20 protein-coding genes are annotated in these 20532 nt (G+C 35.8%); 13 read left to right on the top strand and 7 right to left on the bottom strand.

The genetic code is table 11. The features are described 5' to 3' along the window. Positions 1–145: 145 nt before the first annotated feature. The 5 genes from REB14_RS02955 to REB14_RS02935 all read left to right on the top strand — a co-directional run bounded on the left by REB14_RS02955 (position 146) and on the right by REB14_RS02935 (position 6203). The gene (locus tag REB14_RS02955; protein WP_309521456.1) at positions 146–3841 is read left to right on the top strand and encodes a phosphoribosylformylglycinamidine synthase; all 3696 of its coding nucleotides are present in this window, start codon (positions 146–148) and stop codon (positions 3839–3841) included. Then, positions 3822–4235 carry a barstar family protein gene (locus REB14_RS02950; RefSeq protein WP_309521455.1) on the top strand — a complete coding sequence of 138 codons (414 nt, stop codon included), beginning with the start codon at positions 3822–3824 and terminating at the stop codon, positions 4233–4235. Before REB14_RS02955 ends, REB14_RS02950 begins: the two co-directional genes overlap by 20 nt. Positions 4236–4600: 365 nt before the next feature. Further along, a complete protein-coding gene (locus tag REB14_RS02945; RefSeq protein WP_309521454.1) occupies positions 4601–5230 on the top strand; it encodes an SGNH/GDSL hydrolase family protein in 630 nt (209 codons plus the stop codon). Continuing rightward, positions 5230–5562, top strand: a complete 333-nt coding sequence (locus tag REB14_RS02940; protein WP_309521453.1) for a gamma-glutamylcyclotransferase family protein — start codon at positions 5230–5232, stop codon at positions 5560–5562. The genes REB14_RS02945 and REB14_RS02940 overlap by 1 nt, the downstream gene beginning before the upstream one ends. A 182-nt stretch (positions 5563–5744) precedes the next feature. Continuing rightward, positions 5745–6203, top strand: a complete 459-nt coding sequence (locus tag REB14_RS02935; RefSeq protein ID WP_309521452.1) for a GyrI-like domain-containing protein — start codon at positions 5745–5747, stop codon at positions 6201–6203. Positions 6204–6344: 141 nt separating this feature from the next. On the opposite strand, the gene REB14_RS02930 is transcribed toward REB14_RS02935, so the two are convergent. Then, complete coding sequence (locus REB14_RS02930) at positions 6345–6701, bottom strand: diacylglycerol kinase family protein (protein WP_309521451.1); 357 nt, start codon at positions 6699–6701, stop codon at positions 6345–6347. A gap of 184 nt (positions 6702–6885) precedes the next feature. Between REB14_RS02930 and dnaN the strand changes: the two genes are divergently transcribed. The 5 genes from dnaN (at position 6886) to REB14_RS02905 (ending at position 13296) form a co-directional block, all read left to right on the top strand. Further along, positions 6886–8016: a DNA polymerase III subunit beta gene (gene dnaN, locus REB14_RS02925; protein WP_034699704.1), complete on the top strand. Its 1131-nt coding sequence runs from the start codon at positions 6886–6888 to the stop codon at positions 8014–8016. Between the two features lie 205 nt (positions 8017–8221). Next, positions 8222–9052 carry an AraC family transcriptional regulator gene (locus tag REB14_RS02920; protein WP_309521450.1) on the top strand — a complete coding sequence of 277 codons (831 nt, stop codon included), beginning with the start codon at positions 8222–8224 and terminating at the stop codon, positions 9050–9052. A 63-nt stretch (positions 9053–9115) separates the two neighbouring features. Then, positions 9116–9733: a DUF417 family protein gene (locus REB14_RS02915; RefSeq protein WP_309521449.1), complete on the top strand. Its 618-nt coding sequence runs from the start codon at positions 9116–9118 to the stop codon at positions 9731–9733. A 207-nt stretch (positions 9734–9940) separates the two neighbouring features. Continuing rightward, positions 9941–12343: a phenylalanine--tRNA ligase subunit beta gene (gene pheT, locus REB14_RS02910; RefSeq protein ID WP_309521448.1), complete on the top strand. Its 2403-nt coding sequence runs from the start codon at positions 9941–9943 to the stop codon at positions 12341–12343. Between the two features lie 542 nt (positions 12344–12885). Next, the gene (locus REB14_RS02905; protein ID WP_047433591.1) at positions 12886–13296 is read left to right on the top strand and encodes an META domain-containing protein; all 411 of its coding nucleotides are present in this window, start codon (positions 12886–12888) and stop codon (positions 13294–13296) included. A 49-nt stretch (positions 13297–13345) separates the two neighbouring features. Here REB14_RS02905 and REB14_RS02900 read toward each other — a convergent pair whose 3' ends face one another. The 6 genes from REB14_RS02900 to REB14_RS02875 form a co-directional block, all read right to left on the bottom strand. Beyond that, the gene (locus tag REB14_RS02900; RefSeq protein WP_002977986.1) at positions 13346–13585 is read right to left on the bottom strand and encodes a hypothetical protein; all 240 of its coding nucleotides are present in this window, start codon (positions 13583–13585) and stop codon (positions 13346–13348) included. Between the two features lie 45 nt (positions 13586–13630). Then, positions 13631–14527: a 3-hydroxybutyryl-CoA dehydrogenase gene (locus tag REB14_RS02895; protein ID WP_309521575.1), complete on the bottom strand. Its 897-nt coding sequence runs from the start codon at positions 14525–14527 to the stop codon at positions 13631–13633. A gap of 10 nt (positions 14528–14537) precedes the next feature. Beyond that, positions 14538–14948, bottom strand: coding sequence for a hypothetical protein (locus tag REB14_RS02890; protein WP_079242198.1), 411 nt, complete (start codon positions 14946–14948; stop codon positions 14538–14540). 31 nt (positions 14949–14979) lie between these two features. Beyond that, positions 14980–15858: a CGA/CIA family class A beta-lactamase gene (bla-A, locus tag REB14_RS02885; protein WP_309521447.1), complete on the bottom strand. Its 879-nt coding sequence runs from the start codon at positions 15856–15858 to the stop codon at positions 14980–14982. A 66-nt stretch (positions 15859–15924) separates the two neighbouring features. Then, the gene (locus REB14_RS02880) at positions 15925–17655 is read right to left on the bottom strand and encodes a cellulase family glycosylhydrolase (protein WP_309521446.1); all 1731 of its coding nucleotides are present in this window, start codon (positions 17653–17655) and stop codon (positions 15925–15927) included. A gap of 358 nt (positions 17656–18013) precedes the next feature. Beyond that, positions 18014–18976, bottom strand: coding sequence for a Gfo/Idh/MocA family protein (locus tag REB14_RS02875; protein WP_079242195.1), 963 nt, complete (start codon positions 18974–18976; stop codon positions 18014–18016). A gap of 133 nt (positions 18977–19109) precedes the next feature. Between REB14_RS02875 and REB14_RS02870 the strand changes: the two genes are divergently transcribed. From REB14_RS02870 to REB14_RS02860, 3 genes are all read left to right on the top strand, one after another. Further along, a complete protein-coding gene (locus REB14_RS02870; RefSeq protein WP_309521445.1) occupies positions 19110–19433 on the top strand; it encodes a hypothetical protein in 324 nt (107 codons plus the stop codon). 18 nt (positions 19434–19451) lie between these two features. Beyond that, positions 19452–19757, top strand: a complete 306-nt coding sequence (locus REB14_RS02865; RefSeq protein ID WP_309521444.1) for a hypothetical protein — start codon at positions 19452–19454, stop codon at positions 19755–19757. 101 nt (positions 19758–19858) lie between these two features. Further along, entirely contained in the window at positions 19859–20509 is a 651-nt protein-coding gene (locus tag REB14_RS02860) for a protein-L-isoaspartate(D-aspartate) O-methyltransferase (RefSeq protein ID WP_079242193.1), read from the top strand. The last annotated feature ends 23 nt before the right edge of the window (positions 20510–20532 follow it).

Raw genomic sequence — 20532 nt, 5'->3', positions numbered from 1 at the left:
ACTTATTCCTTTAAATTTGTACGGAATAATGGTTAGAGAGAAATCTTTCCCAAAATTTCCAATACAGATGAATTTAAAGACGGAAACTTTAAATTCAGAAAAAGTAAAAAGAAAAATAAATCTAATATTAAAAATCTGACATCTAATGTCTAATAACAAAAGAATTTTCGTAGAAAAAAGAGGAATTTTCGATGTTGAAAGTCCAAAAATTTTTGATGAAGTAAAAGCGGTTGTTCCGGCAGTTCAAAGCGTGAAAGTATACAATGTATATGATATTTTCAATCTGAATGAAGGAGAATTTGAAAAAGTGGTGAACAACACTTTCGTAGACCCTGTTACTGATATTTTGCATACAGAAAACCCTGCAAAAACAATTCATTTCGGAATGGAATTTTTGCCTGGCCAGTATGATCAGAGAGCAGACTCTGCGCAGCAGTGTATCGCTTTACTGACAGAAAATGAAAAATCAAAAGTAAGAAGTGGAAAATTAATTGAATTTGAAGGAGTTTCTGAAGCTGATCTGGTTAAAATCAAAGACCTTTTGATCAACAAAGTGGAATCTCAGGAAAAAGACTTATCTATTCTGGATATTCCTGCAGATGAAACCCCATCAAAAGTGATTATCCACGAAAATTTCATCAATTTCAATGACGCTGAACTTGAAAGTTTCTATAACAATCATGGTTTTGCATTAGGATTGGATGACCTGAAATTCATTCAGGAATATTTCAAGACCGAAGAGAGAAATCCTACGGAAACAGAATTAAAAGTATTAGACACCTATTGGAGCGACCACTGTCGTCACACTACATTTGAAACAGAATTGTCAGACATTCAGTTTGAAGGTCAGTTCAAACACACATTGGAAACGATCTTCAATGACTATATCGAAAAAAGAAAATTCTTAGGCCGTGAGCTGAAGCCAATTTCCCTAATGGATCTGGCAACAGTATGCGGTAAATATTTCCATAAAACTGGAAACCTGGATAATCTTGTTATTTCAGACGAGATCAATGCATGTACCATCCAGATCGAAGCTGAATACGATGGTAAAAAAGAACCTTGGTATTTATTATTCAAAAACGAAACACACAATCACCCTACAGAAATTGAACCGTTTGGTGGAGCATCAACGTGTTTGGGAGGAGCCATCAGAGATCCATTATCCGGAAGATCTTTCGTTTTCCAGGCGATGAGATTAACAGGGGCTGCAGACGTTTTAGAATCTGTTGACAAAACATTACCAGGGAAATTACCTCAGAAAACAATTACAAAACAGGCAGCCAACGGATATTCATCTTACGGTAACCAGATTGGTCTTGCTACCACAATGGTTTCTGAAATCTATGACGAAGGTTATAAGGCGAAAAGAATGGAAGTAGGTTTTGTTACCGGAGCTGTTCCTGTAGACTGGGTAAGACGTGAAAAACCTGAAAATGGTGATTCAATCATTATTTTAGGAGGAGCAACAGGTCGTGACGGAGTTGGAGGAGCAAGCGGAAGCTCAAAAGAGCAGGACGAGACTTCAATCCACACCATGAGTTCTGAAGTTCAGAAAGGGAATGCTGTAGAAGAACGTAAAATTCAGAGACTATTCAGAAATCCTGAAGTAACGAAGCTGATTAAAAAGTCAAATGACTTCGGAGCTGGAGGTGTTTCTGTAGCAATTGGTGAAATTGCAGACTCTTTAGAGGTAAACCTTGATGTATTACCATTAAAATATGAAGGATTAAACGGTACCGAACTGGCTATTTCTGAATCTCAGGAAAGAATGGCTGTGGTAGTAGATCCTCAGGATAAAGAAAAATTCATCAAATTCTGTGAAGCTGAAAACATTGTTGCTGTAGAAGTGGCAAAAGTGACAGATTCCGGAAGAATGCAGATGTTCTGGAAAGGAGACAAAATTGTAGACCTTTCAAGAGCTTTCTTAGACACCAACGGATGTTCAAAATCTCAGGAAGTGAAAATCACTCACCTTGAAGACGTAAAAGAAGAAACGAAAGCTTTCACTGCAGAAAACTTCCTGAACATCTTAAAAGATAAAAACGTAGCTTCCCAAAAAGGATTGCTTGAAATGTTCGATTCTTCAATTGGTGCTACTACAGTGGCAATGCCTTTAGGAGGAAAATATCAGCAGACCCTGATGGAGGGAAGTGTGCAGACCCTACCGATTTTAGGAGCAAAAGATATTAAAACTGTTTCTTTGGCAAGCTGGGGATTTGATGCTGAAATTTCAAAACAAAACTCACTGTTAGGATCATCTTATGCCGTAGTTGAAAGTGTGGCGAAGATTGTTGCCATGGGAGGTGATTATAAAAATATCAGACTAAGCTTCCAGGAATACTTTGAAAAATTAGGACAGAACCCTGAAAAATGGGGTAAACCTTTAGCTTCACTTTTAGGAGCTTATGATGCTCAGATCAACTTAGGTCTGGCTGCCATTGGAGGTAAAGATTCCATGAGTGGAACATATCAGGATCTGAATGTTCCTCCAACCCTGATTTCTTTTGCATGTGCCAACGGAGATAAGGAAAATATCATCTCTCCTGAATTGAAAAATGCAGGAAACAAACTGTATTTCTTCAATCATATTGCTCAGGAAAGCGGACTTCCAAACTATAATGCTTTAAAAGACGTTTTTGAATTCATTTTCGAAAACATCAAAGCAGGAAAAATCGTTTCTGTGAAAACAGTGAAAGAAGGAGGTCTTGCGGTAGCTTTAGCAAAAATGAGCTTCGGAAATAGATTAGGTGCTGAGGTTAATGCTGATGAAAATATAGTATTAGCTAAAAATATCGGTAGCTTAATCATTGAAGCAAAAGAAGAATTAAGCTTTACTGCTCTTCAGTTGATCGGAGAAGTAAAAGATTCTGGTATGGTAAAAATAAACGGTCTTGAATCCAATATCGTAGATCTTGTATCTGCTAATACCAATACATTCGAGAACCTTTTCCCAACAGTAGAAAAAGAAAAGATCACGGTTGAAATTGATGAAAAATCAAACTCAATCCACCCAAGAAATATTATCATTAAAAAACACGGAATTGCACAGCCTAAAGTTTTTGCTCCGGTATTCCCGGGAACCAACTGTGAGTATGATACGCTGAATGCATTCCAGAAAGAAGGTGCTGTAGTAAGCAGCTTACCTTTGATCAATATCAACCACCAGTTACTGGATGAAAGCATTGATGCTTGGGTTGAAGAGATCAGAACTTCTCAGATTCTGGCATTCTCAGGAGGTTTCTCCGCAGGTGACGAGCCGGATGGTTCTGCAAAATTCATTGTAAACGTTCTGAAAAACGAGAAAATGAAAAATGCAGTACACGAATTATTAGACAGAGACGGGATGATCATCGGGATCTGTAACGGATTCCAGGCATTGGTGAAATCAGGATTGCTGCCTTACGGAAGAATCAAAGATTTGGATGAGAACTCTCCGACATTGGCTCACAATGCGATCAGAAGACACATCTCTCAGATGGTAACAGTACAGGTAGTGAATGACGAAAGCCCTTGGTTAAAAGGAATGAAAGGACAAACTTTCACTATTCCTATTTCTCACGGGGAAGGACGTTTCATGGCTTCAGAAGAAGAAATCAAGAAATTGTATGAAAACGGACAAATTGCTACTCAATACATTGATCTTGATGGAAATATTGCCCACGGAATGCCATTCAACCCTAATAACTCATTATTCGGAATTGAAGGAGTTACCAGCCCATGTGGAAAGATCTACGGAAGAATGGGACACCCGGAGCGTTTTGCTGAAGGTCTCATGAAGAATATACCAACCGCGAATTATCACAATATATTCAAAAACGGTGTTGAATACTTCAAATAACAATACAAGAAAAATGATCGTCATCCATGGCGGTCATTTTTCGTCTTTAGGAGGTTTCTACGAAGAAGTTTCCAGTGTTCTGATGAAAGATACAGACTGGAAAGTAGGAACATTAGATGGATTTGATGATATTCTTTACGGAGGTTTCGGAATATTCGAAAACAAAGAAGAAATTGAAATCATCTGGAAAGAATCACAGAAGTCAAAAGAAGACTTAGGTTTTAAGGCTACCTGTGAATTCTATGAAAATAAAATCAGACAGGGAAAACCATTTAATATAGAATTAATTCAGCAGAAATTAGACGAATTAACTGAAGGAAAAGGGCAAACCCTTTTTAAAATCCTGATTGAAATTATAGAATCACATACGAATATTACGCTGAGCCTAGAATGATGAGTAATGAGTAATGAGTAATGAGTAATGAGTGCGGATTTTTAAACCGTTAAGAAGAATAAAGATTGTAAGGAAAGTTAATTCATCAATGATGAATAAGGTATTCTCTTTAATGATAACTTCAGCTATTACCTTAATAATTCTTCACTTCTTCAAAAATCTTAATGGTTCGAATAAGTGTATTCAACCAGGGTACAAATCGGTCTATAGCTAAGTAAAACGCCCTTGTGGACAAAAACATAAAATTAATATAAACACTTAGCGCCTTTTGCGTTAAAAATCACACAAATTGGAGAGAATTATTTCCCTTAAACAGTTTTTTCTTAATACTTTTACTTCAACAAAACAGGAAACAATAAAGTTGAATGAAGAAAATTATTTACGGGCTGTTCTTCGGTGACAGCATTACCTATGGAGAATATGACGGAGTTTTTGGTGGTTGGGTAGATATTCTGAAAAGATATGCCCTGCAGAAATTTCATGAAGGAAATGGAGATGAACTGATTCTCTTCAATCTCGGAATAGGAGGAGAAACCACAGAAGGATTACTGAAAAGAATACCTCACGAATTAAACGCAAGAAATTCCGCTGATGGAAATATTGTTTTTCTAAGTTACGGAGCCAACGATCTTGCAGTCAAAGATGGAGTACAGATCGTAGATCCTGAAAAATTTGAAAATAATATTAAAGAAGCTGTCGCACATGCCAGACAGTTTTCCGATACAATTTATCTTGTAAGCATTCTTCCTTTCTCTCAAAAAATAGATGGAGTTGTGGTGAGTTCTGGTAAAAAAAGAATCAATGAAGATGTCGTTGCTTATAATCAGATATTGAAAGATATCGCCACTGAAGACTCGCTGACCTATATTGATTTCTATTCCGCTTTCCTGCCGGATAAAGAGATAATGCTTTCTGCAGACGGTGTACATCCCAATGAAAAAGGTTATGGAATGATAGCCGAAATCGCAATCACAATCATTGAAAAATATTTATAATGCCCAATTTATTTTCTTACGGAACGCTGCAAAAAGAGCAAGTTCAAATGGAAACCTTCGGAAGACTCTTACAAGGTGAAAAAGACACTTTATCAGGCTACAAATTAAGTATGCTTGAAATTACAGATCCGGAAGTACTGCGAAAAAGCGGTCAGAAATACCATCCGGTTCTGGAGTTTTCAGGAAATGACAACGATCAGGTAGAAGGAGTGCTTTTTGAGGTGACAGAAGAAGAAATTCTTCAGGCAGACGAATATGAAGTTGATGATTACAAAAGAATCGAATCCGTTTTTAAATCCGGAAAAAAAGGGTTTATCTATGTAGGGAAATAGTCATTGCGGGCAAAGCGAAGCAATGATTAAATTCACTACTAAAATAATTCAATAGGGGTGGGCTTTAGCCCACTCATCCTAAAAAATATACATCTATTGGCTTTAGCCAAAACTTTAAAAAACTACTGACATACCCTTGTCACAACCTGTCCTTATCTTTGCTCTATAACAAAGAATTAATAATGAATAACGTAAAAATAGAACCTTTTAAGGTAATTGGTATTTCAGTAAGAACAACCAATGAAAATGGACAGGCAGGAAAAGATATTCCGGTATTATGGGAAAAAATGATCAGTGAAGATATTCTCAATTCAATTCCTAATAAAATAGACAATACCATCTATTCTATCTACACAGATTACGAAAAAGACCACACAAAGCCTTATACAACAGTTCTCGGGTGTCAAGTAGAAAACCTTGATAATATTCCTGAAGGGATGGTGGGATATTCATTTGATGGTGGAGAATATTTAAAATTTACAGTCAATGGAGACCTTTCAAAAGATTTAGTCATCAATGAATGGATGAAAATCTGGAATATGGAGTTAGGAAGGGTATTTACCGCAGATTTTGAAGTGTACGGAGAAAAAGCTCAAAATCCTTCCGATGCAGAAGTTGATATCTTCATCGCTGTGAAATAAAAGATGAAAAAATAAAATATTTCTAGCTTTCACAAACTTTTGAACTGAAGAAGTGATATTCCCCTCCTCTGGAGGGGTGTCAAAAATTCAAAGAATTTTTGACGGGGTGGTTTAGCAGCATGTGTCAACAATCTCCCAATTTTAATTGAAAACATATTTCCAGTATACCAAAACGCCAACAATCACCGCTGCAATAGCTGTAAGGACTACAGCTCCTGCAGCAATATCTTTAATAAAGCCGATTCTTTTGTCAAAATCAGGTTGAATGATATCACAGATCTTTTCAATAGCAGTATTGAAAATTTCAGCACTTAAAACAGCGAATGAGGCGATAATAACCAAAGCGGTGTCTGTGCTGTTCAGTTTGAAATAAAAAATAAGAAAGAGATTAACAAAAAATGCGATGAACTCAATCTGGAAATTTCTTTCCGTTTTTACCATCATAAAAATACCTCTGAAAGCATGAAGAAAACTTTTATGAATAGGAGGTTTTTGCATGATTTTCAAACTTTTTTCACAAATATAGGTTTTGTATTTGATAAAAAAATGAATATCCGCTGAAATCTAAGCATAATATCAAGGCTCAAAACAAATTAAGGATCTTTGTTAAAAACTCCTCCATATTATTCTTTTCTTTGTTGTATGTATTTATTATATTTGTAGAAACTTATTTTATAAATCTATGAAATTTATTATTTCAAGTGGTGAACTGCAGAAGGCGTTGCAAACTGTAAGTGGCGTAATATCAAGCTCTCAATCGAGACCGATTTTAGAAAACTATCTTTTTGAATTAGACGGAAATAATGTTACCATTACAGCATCTGACGGCGAGACAACTCTTGTTACTTCTCTGGAAGTAAAGTCTGATGATACAGGTAAATTTGCTGTTCCTGCTAAAATTTTTCAGGATTTTATCAAGACATATGGTGAACAGCCTCTGACATTTGTTGTAAAAGACAATGCCGAAGGTACTGGAAGCCAGCTTGAGATTTTAGATGAAAAAGATAATTTCGCAGTAGCATTAGACAATGCTGATGATTATCCTGAATTACCGGAATTCGACGCTTCCCAAAGTGTAACGATGCCGGCAGGAGTTTTGTCTGAAGCTTTGACAAACACACTATTCGCTACAAGTAACGATTCCCTTCGTCCGGTAATGACAGGAGTGCTTTTCCAGTTTGGAGAAAATGAAACCAATTTCGTTTCTACAGACTCCCACAGATTGGTGGTGTACAAAAGAGCAGACCTGATGAATGCTGAGCCGATGGAGTTTATCATGCCTAAGAAACCTCTGAACATTTTTAAAAATATCCTGGCAAGTTCCAATGAAGACGTTACCATCGACTTCAATGAGAATATGGCTAAATTTACTTTTGGTAAGCACATCTGGATCTGTAGACTGATTGACGGAAAATATCCGAACTATACAGCGGTAATTCCAAAGGAAAATCCAAATGTATTGACAATCAACAGAAACCTGTTGTTAGGAGCGATCAAAAGAGCATCTATCATGTCTAACAAATCTACCAACCAGGTAAGATTCAAGCTTTCCGGAAATATTCTTCACCTTCATGCAGAAGATACTGAATATGCTAACAAAGCAGACATGCAGATTCCTTGCGACTATAACGGAGAAGATATCAATATCGGATTCAGCTCAAAATTCTTAACGGAAATGCTGACAATCTTAGGATCTGATGATATCACAATGAAAATGTCTCAGCCTAACAGACCAGGAATCATTGAACCTCTTGACGGTCTTGAAGAAAATGAAAATATCTTAATGTTATCAATGCCGGTAATCGGATTGTAATAGTAAGATAACAAATAATAGTAAGCCGGAATTTTCCGGCTTTTGTTTTTATGGAATATTGGTAATTCCTGAAAGAATAGAAAATATGTTTTTTTGTTTAAAACACGAATTACACAAATTTTTTCACAAAAATCACAAATGGAAACCATACGAATTGTGTTATTTGTGAGTCATTAGTGTCATTAGTGTTTAAAAAGGACTCATCATGAAAATAAAAGTACAGCCTTACCACACCTCAGATTTTCCCTCAGAATTGACTACGGAAAACTACAGTGTCATTCTGTGGAAAGGAGCTGGTGTTTTCTCTGTAGATGATATCAACTACTCTTACAGCGGATATAATATTCTATTTCTTTCCCCTTACCAGAAGGTTAAACTGGTTTCGGAATCTAATGAGACGATTCATATGCTTTTCTTTCATGGCGATTATTACTGTATAGAATATCATAAAGAGGAAGTGGCTTGTAATGGACTTCTCTTCAATAATATTTATCTGAATCCGGGCATTGAGCTGTCAGAAGAGAGGTATCATTATATTCTTGAGCTTTATAACCATATTAAAAAAGAAGAATCTGAGAAACATCCATTTTCGGAATCTATTATAAAAACCTATATTCAGCTTATTCTTGCTATTGGAAGCAAACAGAAAAGCAGTATTGAAAACAATGTGGTTTCTCATGAAAAGCTTCACAATAAAAACGCAGTAGAATTTCAAAAACTATTGGAATTCTATTTTAAAACGGAAAAAGAACTATCATTTTACAGTGATAAACTCAATATTACTAATAATACATTAAGTAAAGCAGTAAAGAAAGAATTTTCTAAAACACCAACTCAGCTTATCAACGAGAGAATTATTATGGAATCTAAAAAACTACTGCATTTAACCTACAGATCTGTGAAGGAAATTGCTGCAGAATTAGGATTTGCAGATGAATTTTATTTCAGCAGGTATTTCAAAAAATCAGTAGGATGCTCCCCTAAAAATTACAGAGAAAAAGTAGGAATATCCGTAGTGGCGAAAATGTCCATGTAATGTCCTAAAATGTCTATGTTGGTGCTGCAGGCATGTGAATACCTTTGGTAAAAAATAAATCACATGCAAAACAACAGACTTTATCACCAATTATTACAATTGGATAATTACTTTTTCAATTTTCTCAGAATTTCAATTTTCATCGTTATGGCCTGGATTGGAAGCTTGAAAGCTTTTCATTATGAAGCGGATGGAATTGTACCTTTCGTAGCCAATAGCCCTTTGATGAGTTTCTTTTACAAAAATGCAGATCATAAAGTCTTCAATGAAGATAAAAAGCTTGTTGCAGAATATACTCTGTATAAAAACCCTGAAGGGAAAGTGATCCAGAAAAACATCGACTGGCATAAGGAAAACAGAACGTATACCTTTTCCTATGGTTTGGGATCAATGATTGTTGTTATCGGATTTTTAGTGCTGCTAGGAATCTGGTTTCCTAAAATAGGAGCCGTTGGAGGAGTTTTAACATTTTTAATGTCATTCGTCACGCTATCATTCCTCATAACAACGCCTGAAGTATATGTACCCAATCTGGGTGGAGATTATGCGACGCCTCAGTATGGTTTTCCCTATCTGTCAGGAGCAGGACGTTTGGTTTTGAAAGATATTATCATGATGGCCGGAGGGTTGGTATTATTTTCTGACAGCCTGAAGAAGATCGTAAGACCGTTAGGCCAATAGATTCCTAAATCCGTAACAGAAGGATTAACGAAAATTTATTATCTTAAAATCGCTTCTAAATTTCTCTATTTCTCAAAAAAACACGACATTTGTAGCTCGAAAAATCATACCGGAATAAGGTGTGGAATTTCAAATAAAAGTTTCAAAATAGAGCAGGTGAAATCTTAGAACTCATCTGACGAATTAAATAAGTAGATAGATTAACAAATGAAAATATCAAACAACTGGCTGAAGGACTTTGTAAAAACGGAATCAAAAACTGAAAGAATCGGTGAATTCCTTACAGATATTGGTCTTGAGGTTGAAGGGATAGATAAATTTGAAAGTGTAAGAGGCAGCCTGGAAGGAATCGTTGTAGGTAAAGTACTGACTTGCGAAAAACATCCTAATGCTGACAAACTGAAGAAGACAACAGTAGATGTAGGAACCGGAAAAGTGTTGAACATTGTTTGCGGAGCTCCTAATGTAGATGCAGGACAAACTGTTCCTGTAGCCGTTGTCGGAACTAAAATCTATGACAAAACCGGAAACTTTTTTGAAATTAAAGAAGCAAAAATCAGAGGAGAGGTTTCTCAGGGAATGATCTGTGCAGAAGATGAATTAGGTCTTAGCGAAGATCACGGAGGAATCATGGTGCTGGATGAAACCAAATATGAAGTGGGGAAAAACTTTGCAGACTATTTTGAGCTTACCAATGATGAGGTTTTTGAAATCGGATTAACACCCAACAGAACAGATGCTATGTCTCACTATGGTGTTGCCAGAGATTTACATGCCTATCTTTCTACCAATCAATTGAAATCTCAATTCAATAAAGTAGCTTCTGAAGTTTTGAATAATGAGGGAACTCATGATTTCAAACTGGAAATTGAAGATGCTGAATTGTGTCCAAGATATATCGGAGCTGTTATTGAAAACGTAAAAGTTGCAGAATCACCATCTTGGTTGAAAGACAGACTGAAAGCAATTGGACTTAGCCCAATCAATAATGTTGTAGATATTACCAACTATATTCTTCACGGGTACGGGCAGCCGCTTCACGCTTTTGATGCAGATAAAATTGCAGATAAGAAAGTAAAAGTAGGAGTAGTAAAACCGGGAACAAAATTTACGACTTTAGATGGTGTTGAAAGAACATTGAATGGTTCTGAAATCATGATCAAAGACGGTAAAGATAAGCCAATGTGTATTGCCGGAGTATTCGGTGGTGAGAATTCCGGAGTATCTGAAACAACAAAAACAATATTCCTTGAAAGTGCTTACTTCAATCCGATTGCTGTAAGAAAAGGAGCTAAAGCGCACAGCTTGAATACTGATGCTTCTTTCAGATTTGAAAGAGGAGTGGACCCGAACCTTACAAGAACAGCCATCACTCACGCTATTAAAATGATTCAGGAAATTGCTGAAGGTAAATTAGTAGGAGAGTTACTGGAAGAATATCCTAAGAAAATAGAAGACAACTATGTGATTATCAGGTTTTCTAAAATTGAACAGATTTTAGGAACAAAAATTCACAGAGAAAAAGTAAAAGAAATCTTAAAAGCGTTGGAAATTCAGGTTTTAAATGAAATTCCTAACGGTTTCGAAATCTCTGTTCCTGCTTACAGAGCAGATGTGACAAGAGAAATTGATGTGATTGAAGAGATTTTAAGAATCTACGGATACAATAAAATTGATGCACCACAGAAGTTTTCATTTACGCCGGTTAAGCTGAGTACTAACGATCAGGATGAACTGGAAAATAACTGGGCAAGAACTTTACAAGGCCTTGGTTTCAATGAAGTAATGAACAACTCATTAACTTCTGTAAAAGACGAAACAGATGCTGTAAAACTATTGAACCCTTTAAGCGGTGATCTGGCATTCATGAGAAAGTCTTTATTAGAAGGACTTCTTCAGAATACAGTATATAACATCAACAGAAAGAATCAGGATATCAAATTCTTCGAATTAGGAAAAATTTATCACAAAAAAGATAAATATGAAGAAAGAAAACAACTGGCATTACTGGTTTCTGGAAGAGATGTTGCAGAAAACTGGCTTCAGCCAAAATCTGCGGTAAGTTTCTATAACCTTAAAGCTTACGTAAAAGTTTTATTGGAAAGACTTGCTGTAGATTACAAAGAAGTTGCTCTTTCTGACGAAAGATTCTCTGATGCATTGGCATACGAGGCAGAAGGTAAAACTTTGGTAAGAATAGGAAAAGTAGCACCTGCTTTGTTAAAAGACTTTGATATTGATCAGGAATGTTTCTACGCTGAAATTGAATTGGAATATGCTCAGGAATTACGTTCTAAAAATGAATTGAAATTCAAAGACATTCCGAAGTTCAACAAAATCAGAAGAGACTTAGCTTTATTGATTGATAAAACAGTAAACTATCAGGATTTATATCAGACAGCTAAAAAGAACAAATCTCCATTTATTAAGAATATTAACCTATTCGATGTATATGAGGGTAAAAATCTTCCTGAAGGTAAGAAGTCTTATGCTATGAGCTTTGAGCTGTTAAACGAAGAAAAAACACTGGAAGAAAAAGAGATTACCGAAGTAATGGACTCTTTGATCAAAGCTTTCCAGAAGGAATTCAACGCAGAGTTGAGATCTTAATATTTTAAAATATATTTCATTAATAAATAGAGACGGACTTTTTTAAGTCCGTTTTTTGTTTTAAAATATGAATAGTGTATTCATGTTCGTAAGTTTCGGCTAAAGCCCATTGAATATTGGTTGTAAGTAAAAACGGGCTAAAGCCCGTTCCTATTGAATTGTGTTTTTATTGCATATTTTCTTATGATTCGGTAGTGGTCTATCCACAATCTTTGTCACTCCGTAGGAGTCTCGGCGCAGTACGTTTTCAGATACTAAGTATAATATAGATTCTTTCAGAATGACAAAATTACTGTTGAAATTTTATCAAAGATAAAATCCCTGCGTCTTAGAAGCGTTCCTCATTAAAGTTATTTGCGTCTTTGCGTTTTCCAACTTTTAAGCTTTAGAATACCAGTTATGATAATGAATAATGCTTTTTATTCCTACAATTAGACCAAAAAAATATTCAAAATATCAACTGTTAAAGAATAATAAAATTCACGGCAACCCGTTTAAATAATATAATTTCCGTAAATTTGGGTTAATTCAAAAAGAAAAAAATGAAAAATCTTTTTTTAAGTATATGTACAGCTGCAGTATTGGCTTCATGTGGATCCATGACAAGCCCGTCTGCATCTAAAGTAGGAAAAGCTCAGCCTGCTCTTGCCAGCACAAAATGGACTTTGGCTGAAACGGTAAAAGGTAAAGTTCCAACATTGAATATTGAAGGAGAAAAGATCACTGGAAATGCAGGATGCAACAACTATTTCGGAACGGCTACAATAGATCCGTCTACAGGTAGTTTTACAGCTGGACAGATGGGATCTACGAAAATGATGTGCAGCAACATCGGAGTAGAGCAGAACTTTATGGATATGATGGGAAAGGCTAACAAATATGTGGTTTCCGGAAATACTTTAGAATTGTACAAAGACAATCTTTTGCTATTGAAATTTACAAAATCAGAATAAAAAAACAAAAGGAACTCAATTGAGTTCCTTTTTTATGTTTAGAGTGTTATTAATCTTCCTCTTCTTCGTCGTACTTAGCCAACTCTTCGTCGCACCATTTGAACGCTGCTTCTACTACTTTAGTAGCCTCGTCTGCCATCGTTTCTTCATCATCACCTTCAAGATCATCTAACCACTCAACTTCTTCTTCCTCAACGTTTAGGATAAATCTTGGATATTCTGTATGAACTACGAATAGATCCTCTGGAAACTCCGAATTATCTGCTAATAAAAACTTTGGTAATTTCATTTTTTTAATGTTTTAACTTTCTCAAAGATAAATAAAATTATTGATTTAAGATGACTTCAAAAACATTTTTGAAACTTTTTCAGCTTTTTTGCTTTCAGAATAATCGTAGAACCCTTCTCCTGATTTTACACCCAGTTTTCCGGCTGTCACCATATTTACAAGCAATGGGTTTGGAGCATACTTAGGATTTTTGAAACCGTCATACATTACGTTTAGAATGGCAAGGCATACATCAAGACCAATAAAGTCTGCCAGTTGAAGTGGACCCATCGGATGAGCCATTCCCAATTTCATTACCGTATCAATTTCTTCTACACCTGCCACTCCGTTATAAAGTGTTTCGATAGATTCATTAATCATTGGCATTAGAATTCTGTTTGCCACAAAACCCGGATAATCATTTACCTCTACAGGAACTTTACCCAAAGTTTTACTCATTTCATAAATTGAATCAAAAGTTTCTTTGGAAGTAGAATATCCTTTGATGATTTCTACCAGTTTCATAATTGGAACCGGGTTCATGAAGTGCATACCGATTACTTTATCGGCTCTTTTGGTAGCCGCAGCAATTTTTGTAATAGAAATAGAAGAAGTGTTGGTTGCAAGGATACAGTTGGCTGGAGCGAGTTCATCCATTTGACCGAAGATCTTTAATTTAAGATCAAGGTTTTCGGTAGCTGCCTCTACAATAAGGTCTGCTGCACCTGCTGCATCATTCAATGCTGTAAAAGTAGTGATGTTACCTAAAGTTTCAGCCTTTTGCTCCTCTGTAAGGTTTCCTTTTGCAATGATTCTGTCAAGATTGGTAGTAATGGTTTTTAAACCTCTGTCCAAAGCTTCCTGGGATACATCTACAAGATTTACTTTAAAACCGCTTTGTGCGAAAGTATGTGCAATACCATTCCCCATGGTTCCCGCTCCGATAACTACAATGTTTTTGATCATTTTTCCTTTATTTTTTATAGATAGTTAAATTTTTTACGTCTGTAAGATCTGATTGTGTGACAACAGCTGTAGAGTCAAAGGAAACATTTCCGGTACTTTGACTTTTCTTATTATTGTTCTGGTTGGAAACAGTAGCCGTTAATCCTCTTATCAATCGTTTTTTCTGATTTTTTGTAAGAAAGTCTGTGCCAACGTATAACGTAAATTCACCTTCTCTTCCCATCCCTTTCTGGATAAGGACTTCCATACTTTTTATCTGGCTTTTGTTCTTAAATTCTTTCAGAAAGCTCATCACAGGTTTATCAGAGGCAGGACCACAGCATACACTTCTGTAGCTGATCTCTAAATAATTCTGATTCTTCTGCGAATAAAAGAATGTAAAAGCAAATAGAGCCGTTGTTATTATTATTTTTTTCATGTTAAATCGCTTTAAAAATAAGCTTAAAATTTTACTTATTAAAATATTCCCAAACCTCTCTGGAAATATCTGAAATCATCCTGCAGTTAACAGCATCCGTTTCCGTTGAATTACTGACAAATACAGCTAATGCATAGTGCTTGCCATTAGGTAAAGTAATGATTCCTATTTCATTTTCTGCACCCGTTAGACCCGCATTATTCTTCCCTGAAGCTCCCGTTTTTCTTGCCACAGGCGTATTTTTGGGAAGCTGTTCCACTATTTTATTCATTCCCGTTGAGGTAGACCATAGTACTTTCATCAGATAATCTGTCGACTTTTTTGATAGTAATTTCCCATCATAGAACTTTTTAAGGACATCAATTGCTGATTTTGTAGTGCTGTAATTTTCATATTGAACATTCCAGTCTTTATGCATGTCTTCTTCGTTATATTTGATCTGAAATCCTTTTACCCCTTTTGAATCCATAAACTTCTGAACAGTCTGGGTTCCTCCCAATAATTTGAGAAGAATATCACAGCCGTTGTTATCACTTTTGGCAACCGTATATTCAATCACTTCACTTAAAGGAATTTCAACATTTCCTCCAGGATATTGATCACGAAGCGGCGACCATGTATTCTCGAGTAAGTTTGATTGATCCAATTTTATTTTCTGATCCAAAGAAAGTTTTCCATGGTCTACATTGTTCAGAACTGCTGCGGCAATGTGAAACTTGAATACACTTTGCATCGGGAGCTTTTTGTCTGCGTTTTTATTGTATTTAAAACCATTTTCAAAACCTAAGACAGAAACGCCCGCAGTAGCTTTTTTGTTCTTAAGAATTGAACTTATTTTCTGTTCTAATAAAGAAGTCTGAGCAAAGGTAAATGCTGAGATCAGAAGGAAAAATAGTGCTGTTTTTTTCATAGTATGATCATTAAAAAAGCCCTCTTCTGAAGATCGGAAGAGAGCTGCAATTTAAGACAATTATTACTATTTTAATTCAAAATAATTCAGATTGACACCATCATTTTCAAAGACAATTCTGATTTTATTTTCTCCTTTCTGTAAGGTGATATTTTTGGCTGAAACCGTTTTCCAGTTTTCATTTCCTCCTGTTGATACAAGTGAAATCGTCGCTAAAACTTTTCCGGAAGCCGTTTCAATTCTTATTTTAGAATCATTGGCTGATGCATATCGGATGTCAAACGTATAATTTTTATCTCCTTTTGACTGGATTGTATATTGAAGCCATTCTCCGGATTCTGTTTTTCCTACATAATATTGGTTGGTAACCTTATCATTACATTGATAAATATCTACGCCATCATTTCTCATCTGTTGTCCGGAGTTCCATTCCGATCTTTTTGCCGGATCACTTACCCAAAGATTGATGAAATCCTTATCAAGATAAGCTGCACCCATTCTTCCCAAATCATATTCTGAAGCGAATATTCTTCCCGGAGCCTGATGATTTCTGAAAGGTTTTGTAGAAGCATCTGTAATCTGTCTGAACATGGCGTCAATCACATCTCTTTTAATCTCAGTGTTGTTCAGTTTATAATTATCAGCAATCTGTAGTAAAGCTTTTTTAGCATACTCTTTAGATGGCTTTTCACCTCCGTTTTTCCAGTAATCCAATAACTTTTCATATTCAGGAGTAATTTTTACATTGGTAATTCCTGCAATATTATCAATCTTTTTCATTGGCCAGAAGGCATATCCGATATTATGCTTACCCAAAAGCTGAATCAACTCAGTAAACCATACATTGGAATTCTCACCGGTTTCTCCAAGCCAGATCGGCATATTGTGCTTCTCTCTGAGATCCAATGCGAATTTCAAGGTTTGATCATCATTATAATTCCAGTATTTATGAAAACTGAAAGCCATATTATTATCCCAGATAGCCGGAAGTCCGTTATAATTATTTCCCCAGCCGTTTCCTTCAATAAAAATAATATGCTTCTTATCAACTTCTCTAATGGCTGCAGTGATGTCCTTTTGAAGTTTCCAAAGCGGAGCATTAGACAATTCATCCGTACCATTAGGATTTTTACCCGTGAAATTAATATTGGGCTCGTTAATCAGGTCATACCCTCCAATCCATGGATTATCTTTATATCTTTCGGCCAGTTTTTTCCAAAGCGCAATCGTTTTTCTCTGGTTTTCTTCATTGGCCCAAAGTGAAGGTTTAGACTTATCATTATCAGAGATGTTCGCATCATTGCCCTGACCTCCCGGAGCAGCATGAAGATCCAGAATCAGGTATATTTTGTTATCTGTACACCATTGAAGAAGATCATCAGTCATTTTAAAACCTTCCTCCAGCCACGTATCTTTTCCTTTGACAGCCTCCTTTTCAATCGGTAATGTATAAAGATTGTAATGCATCGGAAGCCTGATAGAATTAAATCCAGCTTTGGCTAAAAAGTCAATATCCTGCTTGGTGATTCCATTTTTAAGATAAGCTTTGTAGAACTCATTCATTCCATCTTCGCCAATTAATTCAGCAATTTTCTCTTTAATCTTATACTGAGGTCCTGCAAAATCAGCAGTTTTCAGCATATATCCTTCCTGAAGCATCCAACCGCCAAGTCCAAGACCTTTCAATTGAATATTTTCACCTTTATCATTAACGATTTTTTGCCCTGAAGTCTTCAGTAATTGTGATGTCCCAAATTGAGACAATAAAAGCGCGGATAATAGAATGGCTCTTTTCATAGTAGTTTCAATGGTTTAAAATAATAGGGAAATATTAGAAATTATAATGAATGATGGCAGCACAAGATGAACCTGTATTCAGTTCATTGAGTTTGCCCGATATCCATATATGTAAAACAAAATCTTTCAATACTTTATTGAATTATTCCTCAAATATATTGTTTTTTTATTTTGAAAAGGATTTTTTATTAATAAATCAGTAATTATTGATGAAAAGTTTTTATTCTCTTGATATTTAAGAACAGAGATTTATTGCCTCAATTGTGAACCCAGAAATGAAAATGCTACCTCATAACCAATTTTTTCTGATTAATAAGATAGCATTATCTCTGTTACTGTTCAGGAAAACAGTATATTTTTAACTGATCAGTTTCATAATTTCTAAAGCCACTTTCAAAGCTTCAGTTCCGTCTTCAAGAGAAACCTCTACATTTTTGTCACCTGTGATAGCATCTGCGAAAGAATTTAATTCATCCAAAATAGCATTGTTAGGCTGGATATTCGGATATTCAAATAGAATCTGGTTCTTCTCTCCCTCTGCATTTTCAATGATCATATCAAATGGAGTAGGGTTTTCAGGAGCATCCTTCATTCTGATTACTTCAGCCTTTTTCTCAAGGAAATCAACAGAAATATAAGCATCCTTCTGGAAGAATCTGCTTTTTCTCATCGCCTTCATAGAAATTCTGGAAGTCGTAAGGTTCGCCACACATCCGTTCTCGAACTCTATTCTTGCGTTGGCAATATCCGGAGTTTTACTTACTACACAAACACCGCTAGCGTGAATATTTTTCACTTTAGATTTCGCAATGCTTAATAAAATATCAAGATCGTGAATCATAAGATCCAATACTACAGAAACATCCGTCCCACGTGGATTAAATTCAGCCAGTCTGTGGATTTCAATAAACATCGGAGTGCTGATGTATTCCTTAGTAGCAATAAACGCTGGATTGTATCGCTCAACGTGTCCTACCTGTGCTTTGATTCCTTTTTCCTGGCATAAACTAAGAATTTCTTCTGCCTGTTCAAGAGTCTGGGTTACCGGTTTTTCAATAAAGAAATGCAGCCCTTTTTCGATGGCTTTTAAAGCATAATCATAATGATAAACTGTTGGCGTGACAATATCAAGCATGTCAATCTGCTCAAGCAATTCATCAAAATTTTCAAAATATTTATATCCGAATTCGGCTTCTAATTTCTTTCCGTTTTCAACATCTTTATCATGGAAACCTACAAATTCATATCGATCTGACTGATTAAGAAGTTTTAAATGTATTTTTCCCAAGTGTCCGGCACCTACCAAACCTGCTTTTAACATAGCTGTATTAAATTTTTGTAAAGATAGTGAATGTACATTTATAAAATACATGACTTTTCACTTGGAGATATTCAAGATGGAACATGTTTATTCATTAAGGAAATTACAGTAAATTCACGGTCAGAAAATAACTATGAAAAGAATAATTTCGATTTTATTCATCTTGGGATTATGTACTGCCGGATGTATAGGAGATAGTCCATATGATCCGCAGGCAAAATGTGGAACGCCAACAAATCTGACATTTGAAAAAGGAACTAACCGGCTTTCCTGGAGCTTTATCAGCCAGGGCGAAGGATATTATGAAATACAGTACGGCGAACAGGGTTTCTCTTTGGGAAAGGGAACTACAGTGGTCACCAACAAGTATTTTTATAACCTTCCTCTCTATAAAGATAATAAATACGACCTTTATGTGAGAAAAAATTGCGGAATAGCTGGTGGCCGGAGCAACTAGGCGGGACCCGTTACTGTTTTGGCCACTCATACAACCACCTGTGTAAAACCAGAGTATGCAACCTATTCAAAAACAACTTCTTCTGTGAATTCTTCTGTTTTTGATGCTACAGTGTCCTGGGAAAATGATGGAATTTCTACATACGAAACTGTGTTGACCACCAGTTCAGCTCCTCCTGCAAGTGGAGATTTGGTGTTTGCAGGTCAAAAAGCCATCTATGTAGGGTTAAGTAAAACAGTGAATTATAATTTTTTTGTGAGAAAAAAATGTGCTGATAATACCTTCAGCGATTTTTACGGACCTTATCCGATAAAATGGAATTAAGAAATAAAAACAAAGCAATCAAAAATGGATTGCTTTGTTTTTGTGGATAATTCTTTGCTTCAATTTCTGAAATCTAATTTCTAATTTCTTACTTTTGTCAAATGCAGGATTCGTTTGTACATAAAGGAAAAAGAAAGATTTTAGTCGAGTATCTTCGAAACAGAATTGGAATTTCAGACGAAAATGTACTTTCGGCAATGAGTGAAGTTCCAAGACACCTTTTTATCGAAAGTATTTTTGAAGATTTTGCCTATGAAGACCGGGCTTTCCCGATTCTGGCTCATCAGACCATTTCCCATCCTTCCACGGTAGCGGAACAGTCTGAACTATTGAAGGTAAAACCAGGTGAAAAAGTATTGGAAATTGGAACAGGATGCGGATACCAGACTGCAGTTTTAATGGCGATGAAAGCCCATGTCTATACGGTAGAAAGGCAGAAAGATCTGTTTGATTTTTCTAAAAAGAAACTCAGAGAACTTCATCTGTTTCCAAAGTTTCAAAGCTTTGGAGATGGTTTTGCCGGACTTCCTACTTTTGCTCCTTTTGATAAAATCATCGTAACCTGTGGTGCTTCCACGCTGCCTACAGAACTTTTAAAACAACTGAATGTCGGAGGAATAATGGTGATCCCATTGGGGCCAACAGATGAACAGGTTTTATACAGATTTACCAAAGTAGGTCCTACAGAATTCGAAAAAGAAGAATTTGGAGCCTATAAATTTGTTCCGATGCTTGGAAATACAAATCAATAGTAAGAGGTTTCTAAAGAGTGTGT

The sequence above is a fragment of the Chryseobacterium metallicongregator genome (assembly GCF_031324065.1).
In the GTDB taxonomy this organism is placed as follows: domain Bacteria; phylum Bacteroidota; class Bacteroidia; order Flavobacteriales; family Weeksellaceae; genus Chryseobacterium; species Chryseobacterium metallicongregator.
Note: the sequence above shows the minus strand (reverse complement) of the source record. Positions and strands in the feature narration are given on the sequence as shown.

Coding starts and splice junctions, on each gene's coding strand:
- REB14_RS02955 (WP_309521456.1), top strand. CDS start 146: ATGTCTAATAACAAAAGAATTTTCGTAGAAAAAAGAGGAATTTTCGAT.
- REB14_RS02945 (WP_309521454.1), top strand. CDS start 4,601: ATGAAGAAAATTATTTACGGGCTGTTCTTCGGTGACAGCATTACCTAT.
- REB14_RS02940 (WP_309521453.1), top strand. CDS start 5,230: ATGCCCAATTTATTTTCTTACGGAACGCTGCAAAAAGAGCAAGTTCAA.
- REB14_RS02935 (WP_309521452.1), top strand. CDS start 5,745: ATGAATAACGTAAAAATAGAACCTTTTAAGGTAATTGGTATTTCAGTA.
- REB14_RS02930 (WP_309521451.1), bottom strand. CDS start 6,701: ATGCAAAAACCTCCTATTCATAAAAGTTTTCTTCATGCTTTCAGAGGT.
- dnaN (WP_034699704.1), top strand. CDS start 6,886: ATGAAATTTATTATTTCAAGTGGTGAACTGCAGAAGGCGTTGCAAACT.
- REB14_RS02920 (WP_309521450.1), top strand. CDS start 8,222: ATGAAAATAAAAGTACAGCCTTACCACACCTCAGATTTTCCCTCAGAA.
- REB14_RS02915 (WP_309521449.1), top strand. CDS start 9,116: ATGCAAAACAACAGACTTTATCACCAATTATTACAATTGGATAATTAC.
- pheT (WP_309521448.1), top strand. CDS start 9,941: ATGAAAATATCAAACAACTGGCTGAAGGACTTTGTAAAAACGGAATCA.
- REB14_RS02905 (WP_047433591.1), top strand. CDS start 12,886: ATGAAAAATCTTTTTTTAAGTATATGTACAGCTGCAGTATTGGCTTCA.
- REB14_RS02900 (WP_002977986.1), bottom strand. CDS start 13,585: ATGAAATTACCAAAGTTTTTATTAGCAGATAATTCGGAGTTTCCAGAG.
- REB14_RS02890 (WP_079242198.1), bottom strand. CDS start 14,948: ATGAAAAAAATAATAATAACAACGGCTCTATTTGCTTTTACATTCTTT.
- bla-A (WP_309521447.1), bottom strand. CDS start 15,858: ATGAAAAAAACAGCACTATTTTTCCTTCTGATCTCAGCATTTACCTTT.
- REB14_RS02880 (WP_309521446.1), bottom strand. CDS start 17,655: ATGAAAAGAGCCATTCTATTATCCGCGCTTTTATTGTCTCAATTTGGG.
- REB14_RS02875 (WP_079242195.1), bottom strand. CDS start 18,976: ATGTTAAAAGCAGGTTTGGTAGGTGCCGGACACTTGGGAAAAATACAT.
- REB14_RS02870 (WP_309521445.1), top strand. CDS start 19,110: ATGAAAAGAATAATTTCGATTTTATTCATCTTGGGATTATGTACTGCC.
- REB14_RS02860 (WP_079242193.1), top strand. CDS start 19,859: ATGCAGGATTCGTTTGTACATAAAGGAAAAAGAAAGATTTTAGTCGAG.